Source organism: Streptacidiphilus sp. MAP12-16 (genome assembly GCF_041262165.1).
Lineage (GTDB): Bacteria > Actinomycetota > Actinomycetes > Streptomycetales > Streptomycetaceae > Streptacidiphilus.
Genome location: NZ_JBGCBY010000006.1, coordinates 238,214 through 253,133, shown reverse-complemented (window position 1 = coordinate 253,133; position 14,920 = coordinate 238,214). Strand labels below are relative to the sequence as shown.

At 71.3% G+C, this 14,920-nt stretch carries 13 protein-coding genes and 1 tRNA gene; 6 read left to right on the top strand and 8 right to left on the bottom strand.

Going from position 1 to position 14,920, the window contains the following annotated elements:
• The first annotated feature begins 631 nt into the window (after window positions 1-631).
• The gene (locus tag ABIA33_RS10270; RefSeq protein ID WP_370079582.1) at window positions 632-2,434 is read left to right on the top strand and encodes an ATP-binding protein; all 1,803 of its coding nucleotides are present in this window, start codon (window positions 632-634) and stop codon (window positions 2,432-2,434) included.
• Between the two features lie 10 nt (window positions 2,435-2,444).
• Here ABIA33_RS10270 and ABIA33_RS10265 read toward each other — a convergent pair whose 3' ends face one another.
• The gene (locus tag ABIA33_RS10265; RefSeq protein ID WP_370079580.1) at window positions 2,445-3,458 is read right to left on the bottom strand and encodes an SMP-30/gluconolactonase/LRE family protein; all 1,014 of its coding nucleotides are present in this window, start codon (window positions 3,456-3,458) and stop codon (window positions 2,445-2,447) included.
• A gap of 158 nt (window positions 3,459-3,616) precedes the next feature.
• Between ABIA33_RS10265 and ABIA33_RS10260 the strand changes: the two genes are divergently transcribed.
• Window positions 3,617-4,189, top strand: coding sequence for an exonuclease domain-containing protein (locus ABIA33_RS10260; RefSeq protein ID WP_370079578.1), 573 nt, complete (start codon window positions 3,617-3,619; stop codon window positions 4,187-4,189).
• 7 nt (window positions 4,190-4,196) lie between these two features.
• On the opposite strand, the gene ABIA33_RS10255 is transcribed toward ABIA33_RS10260, so the two are convergent.
• Together ABIA33_RS10255 and ABIA33_RS10250 are read right to left on the bottom strand one after the other, a co-directional pair.
• A complete protein-coding gene (locus ABIA33_RS10255; RefSeq protein WP_370079575.1) occupies window positions 4,197-5,045 on the bottom strand; it encodes a sulfurtransferase in 849 nt (282 codons plus the stop codon).
• A 39-nt stretch (window positions 5,046-5,084) separates the two neighbouring features.
• Window positions 5,085-5,243: a DUF1059 domain-containing protein gene (locus ABIA33_RS10250; protein ID WP_370079573.1), complete on the bottom strand. Its 159-nt coding sequence runs from the start codon at window positions 5,241-5,243 to the stop codon at window positions 5,085-5,087.
• Between the two features lie 51 nt (window positions 5,244-5,294).
• Here ABIA33_RS10250 and ABIA33_RS10245 point away from each other — a divergent pair, with 51 nt between their 5' ends.
• Window positions 5,295-6,053, top strand: coding sequence for a BTAD domain-containing putative transcriptional regulator (locus ABIA33_RS10245; protein WP_370079571.1), 759 nt, complete (start codon window positions 5,295-5,297; stop codon window positions 6,051-6,053).
• A gap of 91 nt (window positions 6,054-6,144) precedes the next feature.
• Here ABIA33_RS10245 and ABIA33_RS10240 read toward each other — a convergent pair.
• Window positions 6,145-6,227, bottom strand: a tRNA-Leu gene (locus ABIA33_RS10240).
• Window positions 6,228-6,557: 330 nt separating this feature from the next.
• Between ABIA33_RS10240 and ABIA33_RS10235 the strand changes: the two genes are divergently transcribed.
• Complete coding sequence (locus ABIA33_RS10235) at window positions 6,558-7,079, top strand: ATP-binding protein (protein WP_370079569.1); 522 nt, start codon at window positions 6,558-6,560, stop codon at window positions 7,077-7,079.
• Window positions 7,080-7,162: 83 nt separating this feature from the next.
• On the opposite strand, the gene ABIA33_RS10230 is transcribed toward ABIA33_RS10235, so the two are convergent.
• Both ABIA33_RS10230 and ABIA33_RS10225 read right to left on the bottom strand, forming a co-directional pair.
• Entirely contained in the window at window positions 7,163-8,329 is a 1,167-nt protein-coding gene (locus ABIA33_RS10230; RefSeq protein WP_370079567.1) for an MBL fold metallo-hydrolase, read from the bottom strand.
• Between the two features lie 128 nt (window positions 8,330-8,457).
• The gene (locus tag ABIA33_RS10225; RefSeq protein WP_370079565.1) at window positions 8,458-9,810 is read right to left on the bottom strand and encodes a M20/M25/M40 family metallo-hydrolase; all 1,353 of its coding nucleotides are present in this window, start codon (window positions 9,808-9,810) and stop codon (window positions 8,458-8,460) included.
• A gap of 81 nt (window positions 9,811-9,891) precedes the next feature.
• Here ABIA33_RS10225 and ABIA33_RS10220 point away from each other — a divergent pair, with 81 nt between their 5' ends.
• Complete coding sequence (locus ABIA33_RS10220; RefSeq protein ID WP_370079563.1) at window positions 9,892-11,559, top strand: ABC-F family ATP-binding cassette domain-containing protein; 1,668 nt, start codon at window positions 9,892-9,894, stop codon at window positions 11,557-11,559.
• Between the two features lie 29 nt (window positions 11,560-11,588).
• Here ABIA33_RS10220 and ABIA33_RS10215 read toward each other — a convergent pair whose 3' ends face one another.
• Window positions 11,589-12,386 carry a winged helix-turn-helix domain-containing protein gene (locus ABIA33_RS10215; protein WP_370079561.1) on the bottom strand — a complete coding sequence of 266 codons (798 nt, stop codon included), beginning with the start codon at window positions 12,384-12,386 and terminating at the stop codon, window positions 11,589-11,591.
• 449 nt (window positions 12,387-12,835) lie between these two features.
• Here ABIA33_RS10215 and ABIA33_RS10210 point away from each other — a divergent pair, with 449 nt between their 5' ends.
• Window positions 12,836-14,488, top strand: a complete 1,653-nt coding sequence (locus ABIA33_RS10210; RefSeq protein ID WP_370079559.1) for an MFS transporter — start codon at window positions 12,836-12,838, stop codon at window positions 14,486-14,488.
• Between the two features lie 18 nt (window positions 14,489-14,506).
• On the opposite strand, the gene ABIA33_RS10205 is transcribed toward ABIA33_RS10210, so the two are convergent.
• A complete protein-coding gene (locus ABIA33_RS10205; RefSeq protein ID WP_370079557.1) occupies window positions 14,507-14,785 on the bottom strand; it encodes an isoamylase early set domain-containing protein in 279 nt (92 codons plus the stop codon).
• Window positions 14,786-14,920 lie beyond the last annotated feature (135 nt).

The following is a 14,920-nucleotide window of genomic DNA, read 5'->3' as shown; positions in this document are numbered from 1 at the left end:
CGGGCGGTGGCGCTGTGGGCTTCACCGCCGCTTCGATAGCGATCTTCGGGAGCGATCTTCGGGAGCGATGCGGTGGTTCGGCGGCGCTGCCGGGTTCGAGTCGGTCGCGGCGCTGGTGAGGATGGCGTGTCGGGCGGTTCCGTGCCGGTCAGTACGGCAGCGGGTGCCCGGACGGCGTACGCAGGTCGGGCTCGGGAGCCGGTGGCCGGCCGGGCGATCGGCGGTCCTGGAGCTGGATCTGGATCTGGATCTGGCGCACTGTCGTCACCTCCTCGCAGTGTGAGCGCCCCGGGCTCTCCCTGGGGCCGCCGCCGGAAAGTGGGTATTTGTCACCCATATGTCCTACGGGTACTAGAAACGTAAACCGGAAAAACGAATGAGGGAATTCTTGGGATCATTTCGTTGGTTTATCTCATAGGTCATGGTTTTGCTCGTTTTGCTCAGCAGCCCAGCTCGACCGCGCCCCTCGACCGTTCTGGTCGAGCCCCCAGGACGGCTGCGCCCCGGGTGACCGGTAGTAACCTGAAGAAGCGGCGCGGCGCGCTTGTCGTGCCCGGGCGCGACCATGGCAAGGCGCCTGCACTGCCGCCTGCGCCGGGCGGTGATCATCCGCAGGGACGGAGGGCGTCAGATGCCCGGACTGTCGATCCTGCACGGGCGCACAACCCGCCCTGAGCGCCGCACGGGCACTGAGCGCCGCACCCGCAAGCACAGGCTGTCCACGCGGATCCTGGCCGGCCAACTGGTCATCCTCGCGATCACCAGCGTGATCGGCTTCGTTCTGCTCGCCTTCGCCCAGCGCAGCGCGCTCGACCGCTCCTACGAGCAGCGGGCTCTGGCCATCGCCCGGACCGCCGCCGCGGACCCGCAGATTCGTGACGCCATGGCGCACGGCGGAACGGGCGGTGCGGGCGGCCCCGTACAGACGGCCGCCGAACGGATCCGGCAGGCCTCCGGTGCCTCCTATGTCGTGGTGATCGACCTCAATCGCGTCCGCCACTCGCACCCCATCCCCGCCCTGATCGGGCAGCCCGTCACGGAACCGATCGCGGTGCTGGACGGCAGGGGCCATGTCGGCATCGACCAGGGTGCGACCGGACGGTCCGCCAACGGCAAGGCGCCGCTCTACGCCCCCAGCGGCACCCTCCTCGGCGAGGTCTCGGTCGGCATCCCGGAGAGGGCTGTGGTCGGCGAGGTGCTCCGCGAGTTGCCCACCTTCGGCCTGTACGCCGGAATCGCCCTGGTCGTCGGCTCGATCGCCTCCTACGTGCTGGCCCGCCGGCTCAAGCGCTCCACCTTCGGCCTGGAACTGGAACAGATCGCGGGCCTGCTCCAGGACCGGGAGGCGATGCTGCACGGCATCCGGGAGGGGGTGATCGCCTTCGATCCGCACGGGCGGATCACCGTCGTCAACGACGAGGCCCGGCGCCTGCTCGGCCTGACGGCCGCACTCGGCTCCGTCCTGGACGAGGAGAGCCTGCCCGAAGGCCGCCTGCGGCAGGCGCTGGACGGCACCCTGAGCGGAACGGACCTCACCGTGCTCACCGACAGCCACTGCCTGGTGATCAACCGGATGCCGGTGTCGCGACACGGTCGCGAACTGGGCGCCGTGGTCACGGTACGGGACCGCACCGAACTGGTCGGCCTGCTGCGCGAGCTGGACTCGGTTCGCGGCCTCACCGACGCACTCCGTGCGCAGCAGCACGAGTTCTCCAACCGCATGCACATCCTCACCGGCCTGCTCGAGCTGGGCGAACACGAGGCGGCCGTCGAGTTCGCGGTGGAGTCCGCCCGCGCCGAGCCAGCGCTCGCCGAGTCGGTACGCGAGCACATCGGCAACGCACTGATGATGGGCCTGATCATCGCCAAGACCACGGTCGCCGCCGAACGGGGAGTGCGGATCGTCCTCAGCGAGGGCTCCCGTCTGGGCGAGCAGCCGCCGCACCTGCGCCGCCTGCTGACCATCGTCGGCAACCTGCTGGACAACGCGGTCGACGCAGCGGCCGGCGCCCCGGCTCCTCCCGGCGGCCCGGAGGTTCGGCTGTCGATCGTCGAGTCGGAGGACGCGGTGACCGTGCGCGTCGCCGACACCGGGCCCGGCATTCCCCAGGGGGCCGCCGACTCCATCTTCGAGGACGGCTGGTCGACCCGCCCCGACCGGGGAACCGCCCGGCGCGGCCTGGGGCTTGCCATGGTGCACCGGCTGGTGCAGCGCCAGGCGGGCAGCATCAGCGTGAGCGAGGGACCCGGCGCGGTGTTCACCGTCGTGCTGCCCCTACCCGACACCGACCCCGCCCCGCTGGGCGTCGTCACCGCGACTCCCCCCGACTCCTCCACCGGCCTGTCCCCCGGCCCGGCTGCCGAGACGCCCGGCCCGCGGCAACGGCCGCCCGCCAGGTCACCCGCCAGAACCGAGGCGGGCAGCCGCTGGTGAAAGCGATCCCCTACCTGCTTCTCAAGCGGTCGAGATCGACCACCGCGACGGCGCGTTCGGTGAGGCTGCCGAGGTAGAGCCGGCCGGCGTGCTCGCGGGCGCTGGTGACCGCCCGGTAGCCGACGCCCCAGCCGTGCAGGTCGTGGACGGCATGACCGGCGGCGTCGAACGCGATCACCCAGGCGATGTCCTTGGGACCGGGTTGCAGCCGCGCGGGCAGCGCCCAGATCGCCTTTCGATACATCGGATGCCTGGGTTGCAGTCGGTCGAGCAGCGCGTCGCGGGGGCTGGCCATCGCGACCCAGACCAGCCCGTCCGCCGAGACGGTGAGGTTGTCCGGGAAGCCGCTCGGCACCTCGGCGAACGGCTCGCTCGTCCCGACGCGCTCACCGCTCACCCACAGCCGGGTCAGCCGGTAGGCACCCGTCTCGGCCACGATCACGCTGGCCTCGTCCGGTGCGAGGACCACGCCGTTGGCGAACTGGAACCCGTCAGCGACGACGTCGACCTTGCCGTCCCGACAGCGCAGCAGGCGACCGGTGCCGGAGTGCTCCATCAGGTCGCCTTTGTAGTCGTCAAAGCCGAACCGGCGCGACGACTGGGTGAAGTAGATCGTGCCATCCCCGGCGACGGCGGCATTGCTGCACAGCACCAGCGGCTCGCCCTGTACCGAGTCGCAGAGCACGTCCGTGCTGCCGTCACCGAGATCGAGTCGGAGCAGACCCCTGGTCGCGTCGCACACCAGGAGAGCGTCGTCCCCGTAGAGCTCGATGCCCAGCGGGCGCCCGCCGGTGTCGGCGAGCGTCTCGACCCGGCCGCCATCGGCGCTGATCCGCAGAATCCGGCCGTCGGCGAGGCCGGTGATGATGCGACCCTCGGCGTCGACTGTGACGTGCTCGGGCCCCTCCCCGGGGATCGTGAGGAGCGTGACCGGCGGCAGGGTCCTGACCGCGGTGCGGCGGCGCACCGGATCGGCGTCTGGCGGAGGCGACCACCGGACCGGGCGCAGCGGAGTACGAGCCACCAGGATGTCTCCCTTGCCGAGTCATGCAACTGAACCCGTCATGATGGCACTGCCGCAGCGGTCGCGACAGGCTCCGGCCGGTACTCGCCTGCGCCTCCGCGCGCCGCCGACGGAAACCAGGGTGACCAGCCGGTGGTCGGCTGTCTACGCTCGGCGGCATGGACAGTGCCGAGGGACTGCTGAACGTCGTCGACGTCGAGGCGACGTGCTGGGACGGCCAACCGCCGCCCGGGGCGGTCAGCGAGATCATCGAGATCGGCCTGACCGTCGTCGACCTCGGCCGGGGCGAGCGGGTGGGCCGGCACCGCATTCTGGTGCGCCCGTCACGATCGACCGTGAGCGACTTCTGCACCGAGCTGACCGGGTTGACACAGTCCGAGGTGGACACCGGCGTCGACTTCGACCGGGCCTGCCGCCTGCTGGCCGCCGAGCACCGGTCCGGTTCTCGCCAGTGGGCGAGTTGGGGTGACTACGACCGGCACCAGTTCACCCGGCAGTGCCGGGCCACCGGCACCGTGTACCCCTTCGGCCACCGGCACACCAACGCCAAACTCGTCTTCACCGAGGCCCACGGACTGCGCAAACGCCCCGGCATGGCCCAGGCCCTGACGCTCGCCGGGCTCCCGCTCGAGGGACGCCACCACAGCGGCGAGGACGACGCCTGGAACATCGCCGCCCTCGTCCTCGACCTTGCCTCCGAAGGTGCGTGGCCGAGCCCGTCAGACTCCTGACGGTTCGTCACGCCACCGGCGTCTCCGGCATGCGTCCCCATTCCGCCCAGGATCCGTCGTACACGCGGACGTGTTCGCGCTCCAGCAGGTAGGTGAGCACGAACCAGGCGGTGCAGGCACGACCGCCGATCGTGCAGTACGAGATCAGCTCCCCGCTGCCGGAGAGGTCGAGCGGAGCGAAGACCTGCTGAAGGTCAGCGCCGTTCCGGTAGGAGCCGCGATCGTCGAGGAGACCGTCGAGGGTGACGTTCACCGCCGAGGGGATGTGGCCGGCGCGTCCGCCCTCCTCGAGTCCACCCGACGGCCAGAACCGCTCGCCTCGGAACTCCGGCCCGGTTCGGACATCGACGATGGTGCAGACCGGGTCGCCGATCGCCTGCTCCACCTCGGCGCAGTGGGCGCGGATCCGATCGTCCTCGTCGGTGAGGGAGTAGCTGCCGGCGGCCGGGCTACCCACGTCCTGGCTGAGAGGCCGGCCCTCGTCCTGCCACGTTGCCCGCCCGCAGTCGAGGATGCGGGCGTCGCCGTGGGCGTAGAGCTTCATGAGCCAGAAGCCCATGGCCGGCGCATAGCCGTAGAAGACCACGGTCGTATCCGGGGTGATGCCGGAACGAACCAGCAGACGTTCGATCGCCGCCGTGTCCACGAGCCGGTAGTCGGCGTCCTTGAGGTCCCGGTAGACGTTCCACAGCACGGCACCCTCGATGTGCCACTCGTCGTAGGACGCCGGGCTCACGTCCACTTCCACCAGCCGCACCCTCGAATCGTGGAGATGCTCCTCGACCCAGTCCCGGTCCACCAGGACCGCAGACCTGGATGTCGCATGAGGCTTCACCGCCGTGTCCAGAGCAACCATGTCCAGCCTCCTCTTGGTCTGGGCTACTCGACGTCCGGGCTACTCCACCTGGATCCAGCCGAGCAGGTCCTCCCTGCTGACGCTTGTCAAGAGGGCGGGATGGTCGGTGCCCATGTGGCTGCGGATCGCGGCGATCACCTCGTCGTCGGTGTCGCCCCGGGCCACGTACCCACACTCGCATCGGATGATCCTGGCCATCGCTTCCTCCTCCTCCACGTTGTAGGCCAACAATGTTGATAAAATGTTGGCATGACCTTGGTGTCGTCGCCACGGACCAGGATCCAGCTCTGCGGGCCGACCGTCATCGAGCGGGACGGCGAGCGCCTCGAAGGTCGTCTGCCCGGGCGTCAGGGGCGACTGCTGTTCGCCTATCTGGTCCTCAAGCGCCACCGGCCGACCAGCCGTGACGAGCTGATCGAGGCCCTCTGGCCCCGCCGGCTCCCCGCGGCCACCGATACCGGGCTGAACGCTCTGATCTCGAAGTTGCGCAAGCTCCTCGGACCAGGAGTCCTCGACGGCCGGTCGAGTCTGCGTCTACGGCTGGAGAACGGCGACCGGGTCGACGTGGAGGTCGCGGCCGAGGCTGTTCATCGCGCCGAGTCCCAGGTCGCCCTGCACGAGTGGAAGCGCGCCTGGGGCCCCTCGCTGGTGGCACTTTTCATCGCCGAACGTGAGTTCCTGCCGGGAGAGGACGCGCCCTGGGTCGACGACCAGCGGCACCAGCTGGCCGACGTCCGGGTCCGGGCCCTGGAGGCCTATGCGGCCGCCGCACTGGGCACTGGCGGGACGGAACTCCCTGCCGCGGTGCGGGCGGGTCGGCAGCTCGTGCGTCTGGCTCCGCTCCGGGAGAGCGCCTACCAGGTACTCATGCGAGCCCTCGCCGACCAGGGCAACGTGGCCGAGGCGCTCGGCGTCTACGCCGAGCTGCGTGAGGTGCTTCGTGACCAGCTCGGCGTCTCGCCGTGTGCCTCCAGCCAAGCCGTCTACAACGGTCTGCTGCGGGCGTGACGGCTTCGGCTCCCGCAGGCGAGCCCGCCAACGCGCAACGGTGCGGTCCTCGATCAGATCGAGGACCGCACCGTTGATGTGTCTCTGGGAGTGTCCGAGGGGGGACTTGAACCCCCACGCCCCGAAGGGCACTAGCACCTCAAGCTAGCGCGTCTGCCATTCCGCCACCCGGACCGGGTGGTCATCGCGCCGTCTCCGTCGCGCTGACAGGGGAAACAATACCAAGAAAACGGAGTGCCCCTGACCGAGCCCCTGACCGTCCCCGGGGCCGTCTCCGCCTGGTCGGCGGGGCAGCGAGCAATCGCCCGCCGGGCTATCGTCGCGAACCGATGCGAAGTGGTCTGTCTTTCGCCAAAGCCAATCCCGAAGCGTCACAAAGTGGCCACTTTGTGCATCCAGCTCGGCGCACTCCGTAGCGACACGGTCTCATATCGGATGAGCCGAACGGCGTTGGCAGCCGGGGGCCCCTCAGGGCTCGTGCGCGTAGAGGATGGCGGCACAGAGATGCATGTCCGCGGAGACGTCCCTTCCGACCCCGACTTCGGGGCCGTCGACCCCGCGCATCCCGACCTGTCACCGGGCGGGCTCGGGGTCGAGGGGGTCTGGCGGTTCGCCGCCCCGGCAGTGGACGCCTCGGTGCCGCAGGCGCGGCACGCCGTGCGGGACCTGCTGATCGCGCAGGGGTTGACGGGTCCCCTGTACGAGGACCTGGTCCAGGGAATGCTGCTGATCATCTCCGAACTGGTCACCAACGCCGTACGCCACGCCGCGCTGCTGTCCCCGCAGATCGTCGTGGAGGTGGTCATCGGCTCCGGCTGGGTGCGGCTCTCCGTGGAGGACAATCACCCGTACCGCCCGAAGGCCCTGCAGAACGACTTCGGGCGAACGGGCGGGCGGGGCCTGCTCCTGGTCAAGGCGATCACCGCGGAGGCCGGCGGCGCTTGCGACGTCGACCGGACGGCCGGTGGGGGCAAGATCGTGTGGTCCTCGCTTCCCCTGCCGGCGGCGCCCGCCCGCCTCAGGTGACGGCGGACGCCTCACACCACCGCGCGTCACACCACCCCGCGTCACACCACCCCGCGTCACACCACCGCGCCTCACACCCCGCGTCATACCACCGCACGCCACCAGTGGTCGAGCTTCGGCGGCCGGGCCACCTCGACCCGCTCCCCGGGACGCGGCACCGCCACCCGCACTCCCCGCTCGTCCGCGTCCGTGCACAGCCGCTCCACCGGCTCCGACCAGTCGTGCAGCCCGAGCACAAAGGTCCCCCAGTGCACCGGCACCATCAGTCCGGCATGTCCCTCGGGGTCCCGCCCGTTCAGCCCGGTGACGTCCAGGTGCGTGCTCACGCCCTCCTCCGGCGTCATGTGCACCGAGCGCCAGTGATCGCTGTACGCGCCGATCTGAATCAGGGAGAGGTCGAACGGCCCGTGCCGCCGGCCCGTCTCGGCGAAGCCGTCGAAGTAACCGGAGTCGCCGCTGTAGAAGACCCGGTGCTCGGCACCGATGATCGCCCAGGAGCTCCACAGCGTGCCGTTGTTGGCGAGACCGCGCCCCGAGAAGTGCTGCGCCGACGTGGAGACCAGCCGCAGGCCGGCGATGCGCGTCTCCTCCTCCCAGTCCAGCTCGTCGATCCGGTCGCGCTCGACGCCCCACCGTTCCAGGTGCGCCCCGACGCCCAGCGGCACGACGAACCGCGCCTCCTGGGTACGGGCGAGTTCGCGGATGCTGCGCATGTCGAGGTGGTCGTAGTGGTCGTGGGAGATCACCACGGCGTCGATCCTGGGCAGCGCGTCAAGTGCCACCGGCGGCTCGTGCATGCGGCGCGGTCCCACCGACTGGGTCGGGGAGCAGCGCTCGCTCCACACCGGGTCGAGCAGCACCCGTCGTCCCTCGATCTCGACCAGGGCTGTCGAGTGCCCGAACCAGGTGACCGAGAGCGCCGCGTCGGCGGCCTCCGGGATCGCGTCCCGCACCACCGGGATGGGCCGGGACGGGTGCCGCAGCTGCTTCCCGAAGAGCATCTCCTTCAGGATCGTCCGGGCGCCGCCCTCCGGCCCGCGCGGCGCACCGGACTCGGGCTCAGAGACGTTGTGGAACACGCCGTCCCGGTATCGGGGCGAGTCGCGCATCCGCTGACCGCGCTCCCCCGCCTTCGGATCGCCGCCGAACGCGGCGGGCATCTCCCGGGCCGCCCAGGCCAGTGCCCCGACGGTTCCGGCCGTGACCGCGCCCAGCGCCACCCCGACTGCGCTTCCCCGCGTCCGCCGCATTCCCTGCCACCTCTCGTACGGCCGCATCGTTCGGCCCCGTCGTTCCCTGTCGCTACCGTGTCAATCCGCCTCGCACCCGGCAAACGGTCGCGCGGTGGTGATGGTTCCGAGTGGTAGCGGAGAGCGGGTCACCCCACCGTGCTCAGGAAGTCGTCGAGCACCGCCGCGCCAAAGTGCAGGGCGTCCACCGGAACCCGCTCATCCACTCCGTGGAACAGTCCCTGGAAGTCGAATCCTGGCGGCAGGCGCAGGGGCGAGAAGCCGTACCCGGCGATGCCGAGTTCCGAGAACTGCTTGGCGTCAGTCCCGCCCGTCATCGAGAAGGGCACCACACTCGCGCCCGGATCGTGCGCGAGCAGGGCCGCCCGCATGGCGGCGAAGATCGGCGCGTCCACCGGGGCAGTCAGCGCCGTCGTCCCGTGCAGATAGCTCCACTCCACGTCGGGGCCGGTCAGCTCGTCGAGCACGGCCTCGAACTCGGCGACGGAGCCCGCCCCTGGCAGGGTGCGCCCGTCGACCTCGCCGACGGCCAGTCCCGGGATCACGTTGGTCTTGTAACCGGCCTGCAGGACCGTCGGGTTGGCGCTGTTGCGGATGGCCGCGGCGACCAGCTTCACGGCCGCCGGGTCGAGCCGCGCGACGTACCCGTCCGCGTCGAAGCCGGGGTCGTCCACCTCGCGTGCGCTCAGCGGCAGGCCCGTCGCCTCGCCCAGCGCGAGCAGCGACGCCCGCACCGTCGGGGTGATCCGCACCGGCCACTCGTACTCGCCGATCCTGGCCATCGCCGCCGACAGCCGGGTCACCGCGTTGGCCCGGTTCGGCTTGGAGCCGTGACCTGCTGTGCCGTGTGCGGTCAGCCGCAGCCAGGCGGTGCCGCGCTCGCCGGCCGCGACCGGGTAGAGCCGCTGCCCGCCGACGGTGTGCACGGTGTAGGCGCCGGACTCGCCGATCGCCTCGGTGCAGCCCTCGAACAGGTCGGCGTGGTGCCGGACGAGCCAGTCGGCGCCCGCGGCGGCACTGTCCTCCTCGTCCGCGGTGAAGCAGAACACGACGTCGCGGCGCGGTCCCCGGCCCTCGCGACCCCAGGCGCGGGCGACGGCGAGCATCATCGCGTCCATGCCCTTCATGTCGACGGCGCCCCGGCCCCAGACCTCGCCGTCGCGGATCTCCCCGCTGAACGGCGGCACGCTCCAGTCGGCGGCCTGCGCGGGGACGACGTCCAGGTGGCCGTGGACGAGCAGCGCGGGCAGTTCGGGCTCGCTGCCGCTGATCCGGGCGACGACGTTGGCACGGCCGGGCGCGGACTCCAGCACCAGCGGCGACAAGCCGGCCTCGGCCAGCCGCTCGGCGGCGTACTCGGCGGCGGGGCGCTCCTTGCAGTCGCCGCCGCCCCGGTTGCTGGTGTCGATCCGGATCAGCTCCGAGGTGAAGCGCACCGCTTCGTCACCACGCTGCTGGTCCACGCCGTTGGTGTCGCCCACGTCCCTGCCTGCCTCTCGTCGACTGCACCGATCATGCCGCACCCGACCACACACGTCGCTCCCGATAGGATCGGCCCCCTGATGACTGCCACTCTCGTCGCCAAAGACCTCACCGCCGGGCACGGTGAACGTGTCCTCTTCTCCGACCTCGACCTGGTCGTCGCCCCGGGCGACGTCGTCGGGCTGGTCGGCGTCAACGGCGCGGGCAAGTCCACGCTGCTGCGCCTGCTGGCCGGCCTGGACGCCCCCGAGGCCGGCTCGCTGCGTCTGAGCCCGCCCTCCGCGACCGTCGGCCACCTCCCGCAGGAGCCGGAGCGCCGCCCCGGCGAGTCGGTACGGGACTTCCTCGGCCGCCGCACCGGGGTCACCGCGGCCCAGGCCGAGCTGGACGCCGCCACCCAGGGCCTGGTGGACGGCACCCCCGGCGCGGACGACGCCTACTCCACCGCGCTGGACCGCTGGCTGGCGCTTGGCGGCGCGGACCTGGACGAGCGCGCCGAGCAGGTCGCCGCGGACCTCGGCCTGACCGTCGGCCTCGACCTGCCGATGACCGCGCTCTCCGGCGGCCAGGCCGCCCGCGCCGGTCTGGCGTCCCTGCTGCTCAGCCGCTACGACGTGTTCCTGCTCGACGAGCCCACCAACGACCTGGACCTGGACGGGCTGGACCGGCTGGAGTCCTTCGTCACCAGCCTGCGCGCCGGAACCGTCCTGATCAGCCACGACCGCGAGTTCCTGACCCGCACGGTCACCCGCGTGCTGGAGTTGGACCTGGCCCAGCAGCAGGTCAACCACTTCGGCGGCGGCTACGCCGCCTATCTGGAGGAGCGCGAGACCGCGCGCCGCCACGCCCGCGCCGAGTACGACGAGTACGCGGACACCGTCTCCTCGCTGGAGGCCCGCGCCCGCACCCAGCGATCCTGGATGGAGAAGGGCGTCAAGAACGCCCGCCGCAAGGCCCCCGACAACGACAAGATCGGCAAGGCGTTCCGGACCGAGTCGACCGAGAAGCAGGCGGCGAAGGCCCGGCAGACGCAGCGGCTGATCGAGCGGCTGGACGTGGTCGACGAGCCGCGCAAGGAGTGGGAGTTGCGGATGGAGATCGCCGCAGCGCCGCGCTCCGGTTCGGTGGTAGCGACGCTGCGCGGCGCTCGGGTCCAGCTCGGCGACTTCTCCTTCGGCCCGGTGGACCTGCAGATCGACTGGGCGGACCGGGTCGCGATCACCGGCGCCAACGGCTCGGGCAAGTCGACGCTGCTCGCCGCGCTGCTGGGACGGCTGCCCCTGGACGCGGGACAGGCGTCACTCGGCCCGGGCGTGGTGGTCGGCGAGGTCGACCAGGCGCGGGGGCACATCTTCGGAAAACACAGCTTGGGACAGCAAAGCCTGGGCGATCAGCCGCTCCTGGACGCCTTCGGGGCGGCCGTGCCCGACCTTCCTCCGGCCGAAGTCCGCACGCTGCTGGCCAAGTTCGGCCTCCGCGCCGCGCATGTGCTGCGCCCGGCGGCGACCCTCTCCCCCGGCGAGCGCACCCGTGCGGCGCTGGCGCTGCTACAGGGCCGGGGCGTAAACCTGCTGGTCCTGGACGAGCCGACGAACCACCTGGATCTCGCGGCCATCGAGCAGTTGGAGTCCGCGCTGGCCTCCTACACCGGCACGCTGCTGCTGGTCACCCACGACCGGCGGATGCTGGAGGCGGTGGAGATCACGCGGCGCATCGTCGTCGACGGCGGGCAGGTCAGCGAGAGCTGACCTGCCCGCTCCGGTTCTGCCAGCTCCGGTCAACCCGCCTTCGGGGGAACGTACTTGTAGCCGACGCGGCGGACCGTCACGATGCCCTTCCGGTAGTCCGCGCCCAACTTTCGGCGCAGCCGCGCGACATGGACGTCCACGGTGCGCCCGTCACCGACGTGCCCGTACCCCCACACGGCGCTGACCAGGTGGTCGCGGGTGTGCACCCGGTGCGGATGGGCCGTCAGGTGCGCGAGCAACTCGAACTCCAGATAGGTGAGTTCGAGCGGTTCGCCGTCCACCCGCGCGGTGCGGCGCTCCACGTCCAACTGGATGCCGACCTGCTCCTCTGCTGCCTGCACGGGCGCAGGCGCGACGGCGGCGAGGAGCGGGGCAACGGACGGGGCAGCGGGCGGGGCCGAGGCGGTGGCTGGGGCGGCGGCCAGGCCAGGGAACCCGACCGAGGCTCCGGCCGGGACCAGGACCAGGTAACCCACCATCGCACTGTCGGCACCGCCGAGGGCGCCGACGCCGGGGAGCACGGCGGCGAGCTGTTCGGGCAGAGCGGCCTGCGGCCAGGTCGCGACGACCGCGCCCTCCGGCAGGCGGAAGACCCCGGTTGACGGGGGGAGAGCCGCTGCGGGGACCGGGACGTGCCCGGGATGCCCCCCGGCACCGACCGAACGCAGTCGGGGCACGCCGGTGGCGGAATGCCCGGCGGCAGCATGCCCGGTGGCACTGGCACCGGTGGCGCCGGCACCGGCGGACGACGAGGGGGAGGCGGAGCCCGGCACCAGCGCGGTGACGGTCCGGGTGTGCGGGGTGGCCAGCGGAGAGACGTTCGGCATGGCAGAACTCGCTTTCGCGCGAAAGAGACGTGGGAGATCGTCTGCGCGCCAGTGGTCGCCTGCGAGTCGGTGCTGAAGATGAAGTGCGGGCCGTGGTGCCCGTTCAGCCGCCTACGCGGACCTGCGCGCCGGGCGAGCGGCGACAGGTCTCGTCGAAGTGGAAGGGCTGCCGGGACGGCCAGAACGGCTCGAGGTCGAGGTCAAGACGCCTCGTCCTCCCGCTCCGGGCTGCGTCGACGGCATACGGCTTCATGGCCCCATTCAACCAGACGCCCGGCACCGACGGACAGCCGCCCCGCCTGCCCGCCGCCGGCCGCTGCCGCGACCGCCGCCACGTGCAGGGGATCGCCTCCTCCCCTTTGCCTTCCCTTCTTTCTGACGACCTGTTACATACTTGCTGCGGACGACCGTTCGGGGACCTCCGCGACCCAGCTCCAAGGAGCCGCCCCGTGACCCAGGCCCAGGACCCCGACGGCCGGACCGCCACCCCCGAGCCCGTCCCCACCACCGCCCCGGAACCGCCCACGGCACGCCTCGAAGGCGCCTCACGCCTCCGGATCTTCGCCGTCATCGCGGTCGTCGTCCTCTTCGCCGAGATCGCCGCCCTGCAGTACACGATGGTCGCCTCGGCCGCTCGCGACATCGCGCCGTCGTTTCCGGGCGTGGGCGCCAACATCAGCTGGATGGTCATCATCTTCGGACTGGTCGGCGGCGCGACGACGCCGATCTTCGGCAAGATGTCCGACCTGTGGGGCAAGCGCCGGATGATGCTGATCTCGGGCGCGTCCTTCGCGGTCGGCACGCTGCTCTGCGCACTGACCGGCTCCTGGGCGCTGTTCCTGGTCGGACGGGCCCTGGAGGCCGTGGCCATCAGCGCGCCCACCGTCGCGTACGGGCTGTTCCGCGACATCCTGCCGCGCCGCTACATCCCCGCCTCGATCGGCGTGATCGCCACCGGACTGGGGATGTCCGCGCTGGTCGCCCCGCTGCTCGGCGGCTGGCTGCTCGACCACTACTCCTGGCGGTCGCTGTTCTGGTTTCTGCTGATCTTCGTCGCTGTCGTGGTCCCGCTTCTGGTCCTGGTCGTCCCCGAGTCGCCGCTGCGCACCCAGCAGCGGCTGGACGTGACCGGGGCGCTGCTGCTGGCCACCGGTGTCGGCCTGGTCCTGCTCTACCTCTCGAACGGCGCGACCTGGGGCTGGGGGCGTCCGACCGCCTGGGGCTGGATGGCCGGAGGCATCGCCCTGCTGCTCGCCTTCGTCGCGGTCGAGCGCCGCACCGCTCAGCCGATCATGGACCTGAAGCTGCTGTTCTCGCCCAGGGTCAGCGTGGTCCTGCTCGCCGCCCTGCTCGGCAGCGTGGTGGTCGGCGTGCAGGGCTACTCCATCCCCTACATGCTGCAGACCCCCGGCCGGGCCCAGCTCACCCAGCTCGTCACCAGCCAGGTCATCGCCGGATCCGGCGGCAGGCTCACCGCCGCCCAGGCGCCGATCCTGCACATCGGCTTCAACGGGCTGATGGCCTACGGGCTCGGCGCGACCCTGCTCGGCTACGGCCTGCACTCGGCCGTCTTCTCCGGGGGCACCGGCATGCTCTCGGGCGGTGCGGCCGGAGAGTGGTCGCGCAAGGTGGGGCCACGGCTGCCGCTGATCGTGGCGATGGCGACCTTCACCCTCTCGACCGTGCTGTACGCCTTCTTCGCGCACTCCGCCTGGCAGTACGCCGTGATCGCGATCATCTTCGGCCTGGGCTTCGGCTCCTTCTACGCCTCCGCTCCCAACCTCATCGTCGAAGCGGTGCCGGCGCGCCAACAGGGCATCAGCGCGGGGATGCTGGGCGTCGTCAACAGCCTCGCCACCTCCGTCGGCACCGCCGTGCTCACGGCGTTCCTCGCCGCCAATCCGGCCGAGTTCAAGGTGTCCATCACGGGCGTGCCCGCCTCCCTGACGGGCGGGTACCACGTCCTCCCGGGCCTCTACACGGACACCGGCTACCGCGACGGCCTGCTGTTCGCCGCCTGCGCGGGACTGCTCGGGCTGGTCGTCGCCGTCCTCATGCGCCACGGGCGCAGGCCCGCGACCGGTGGCGAGGCGAGCGGCTGACGCCTCGTCACGCCGTGGTCAGCCGACCCGGATCAGGCTCCCCTGGGGGTCTATCCGGTCCGCGCTCTCGTCGTCGAACCACCGCCCGCCGGTGGCGAGGTACCGGAACCGGTGCTCCCCCGGCGGGAAGGTCACGGTCACCGTCCTGGTGCCGTTGCGCCTGCGTACCAGCTCGGCGGAACCGGGCTGCCAGCCGTTGAAGTCACCCACCACACTCACCGTCCCGTCCGGCTCCTCCGCGCCCAACCGGAACGTCACCCTGGTCCGCCCACCGAACAGACGGGTACGTGTCAGCAACGCCGCTCACTCCCTCCACGACATCCTCAACATTCCCAACAACACGGACACCCCCAACACCCCACCCGGAGGGTCCACCCCGACAGCATGGCCGACGGCCCACCCCGCACGGAAGGGACCCCTGGGGTCAACCCG

Coding starts and splice junctions, on each gene's coding strand:
- ABIA33_RS10270 (WP_370079582.1), top strand. CDS start 632: ATGCCCGGACTGTCGATCCTGCACGGGCGCACAACCCGCCCTGAGCGC.
- ABIA33_RS10260 (WP_370079578.1), top strand. CDS start 3,617: ATGGACAGTGCCGAGGGACTGCTGAACGTCGTCGACGTCGAGGCGACG.
- ABIA33_RS10255 (WP_370079575.1), bottom strand. CDS start 5,045: ATGGTTGCTCTGGACACGGCGGTGAAGCCTCATGCGACATCCAGGTCT.
- ABIA33_RS10250 (WP_370079573.1), bottom strand. CDS start 5,243: ATGGCCAGGATCATCCGATGCGAGTGTGGGTACGTGGCCCGGGGCGAC.
- ABIA33_RS10245 (WP_370079571.1), top strand. CDS start 5,295: ATGACCTTGGTGTCGTCGCCACGGACCAGGATCCAGCTCTGCGGGCCG.
- ABIA33_RS10235 (WP_370079569.1), top strand. CDS start 6,558: ATGCATGTCCGCGGAGACGTCCCTTCCGACCCCGACTTCGGGGCCGTC.
- ABIA33_RS10230 (WP_370079567.1), bottom strand. CDS start 8,329: ATGCGGCGGACGCGGGGAAGCGCAGTCGGGGTGGCGCTGGGCGCGGTC.
- ABIA33_RS10220 (WP_370079563.1), top strand. CDS start 9,892: ATGACTGCCACTCTCGTCGCCAAAGACCTCACCGCCGGGCACGGTGAA.
- ABIA33_RS10215 (WP_370079561.1), bottom strand. CDS start 12,386: ATGCCGAACGTCTCTCCGCTGGCCACCCCGCACACCCGGACCGTCACC.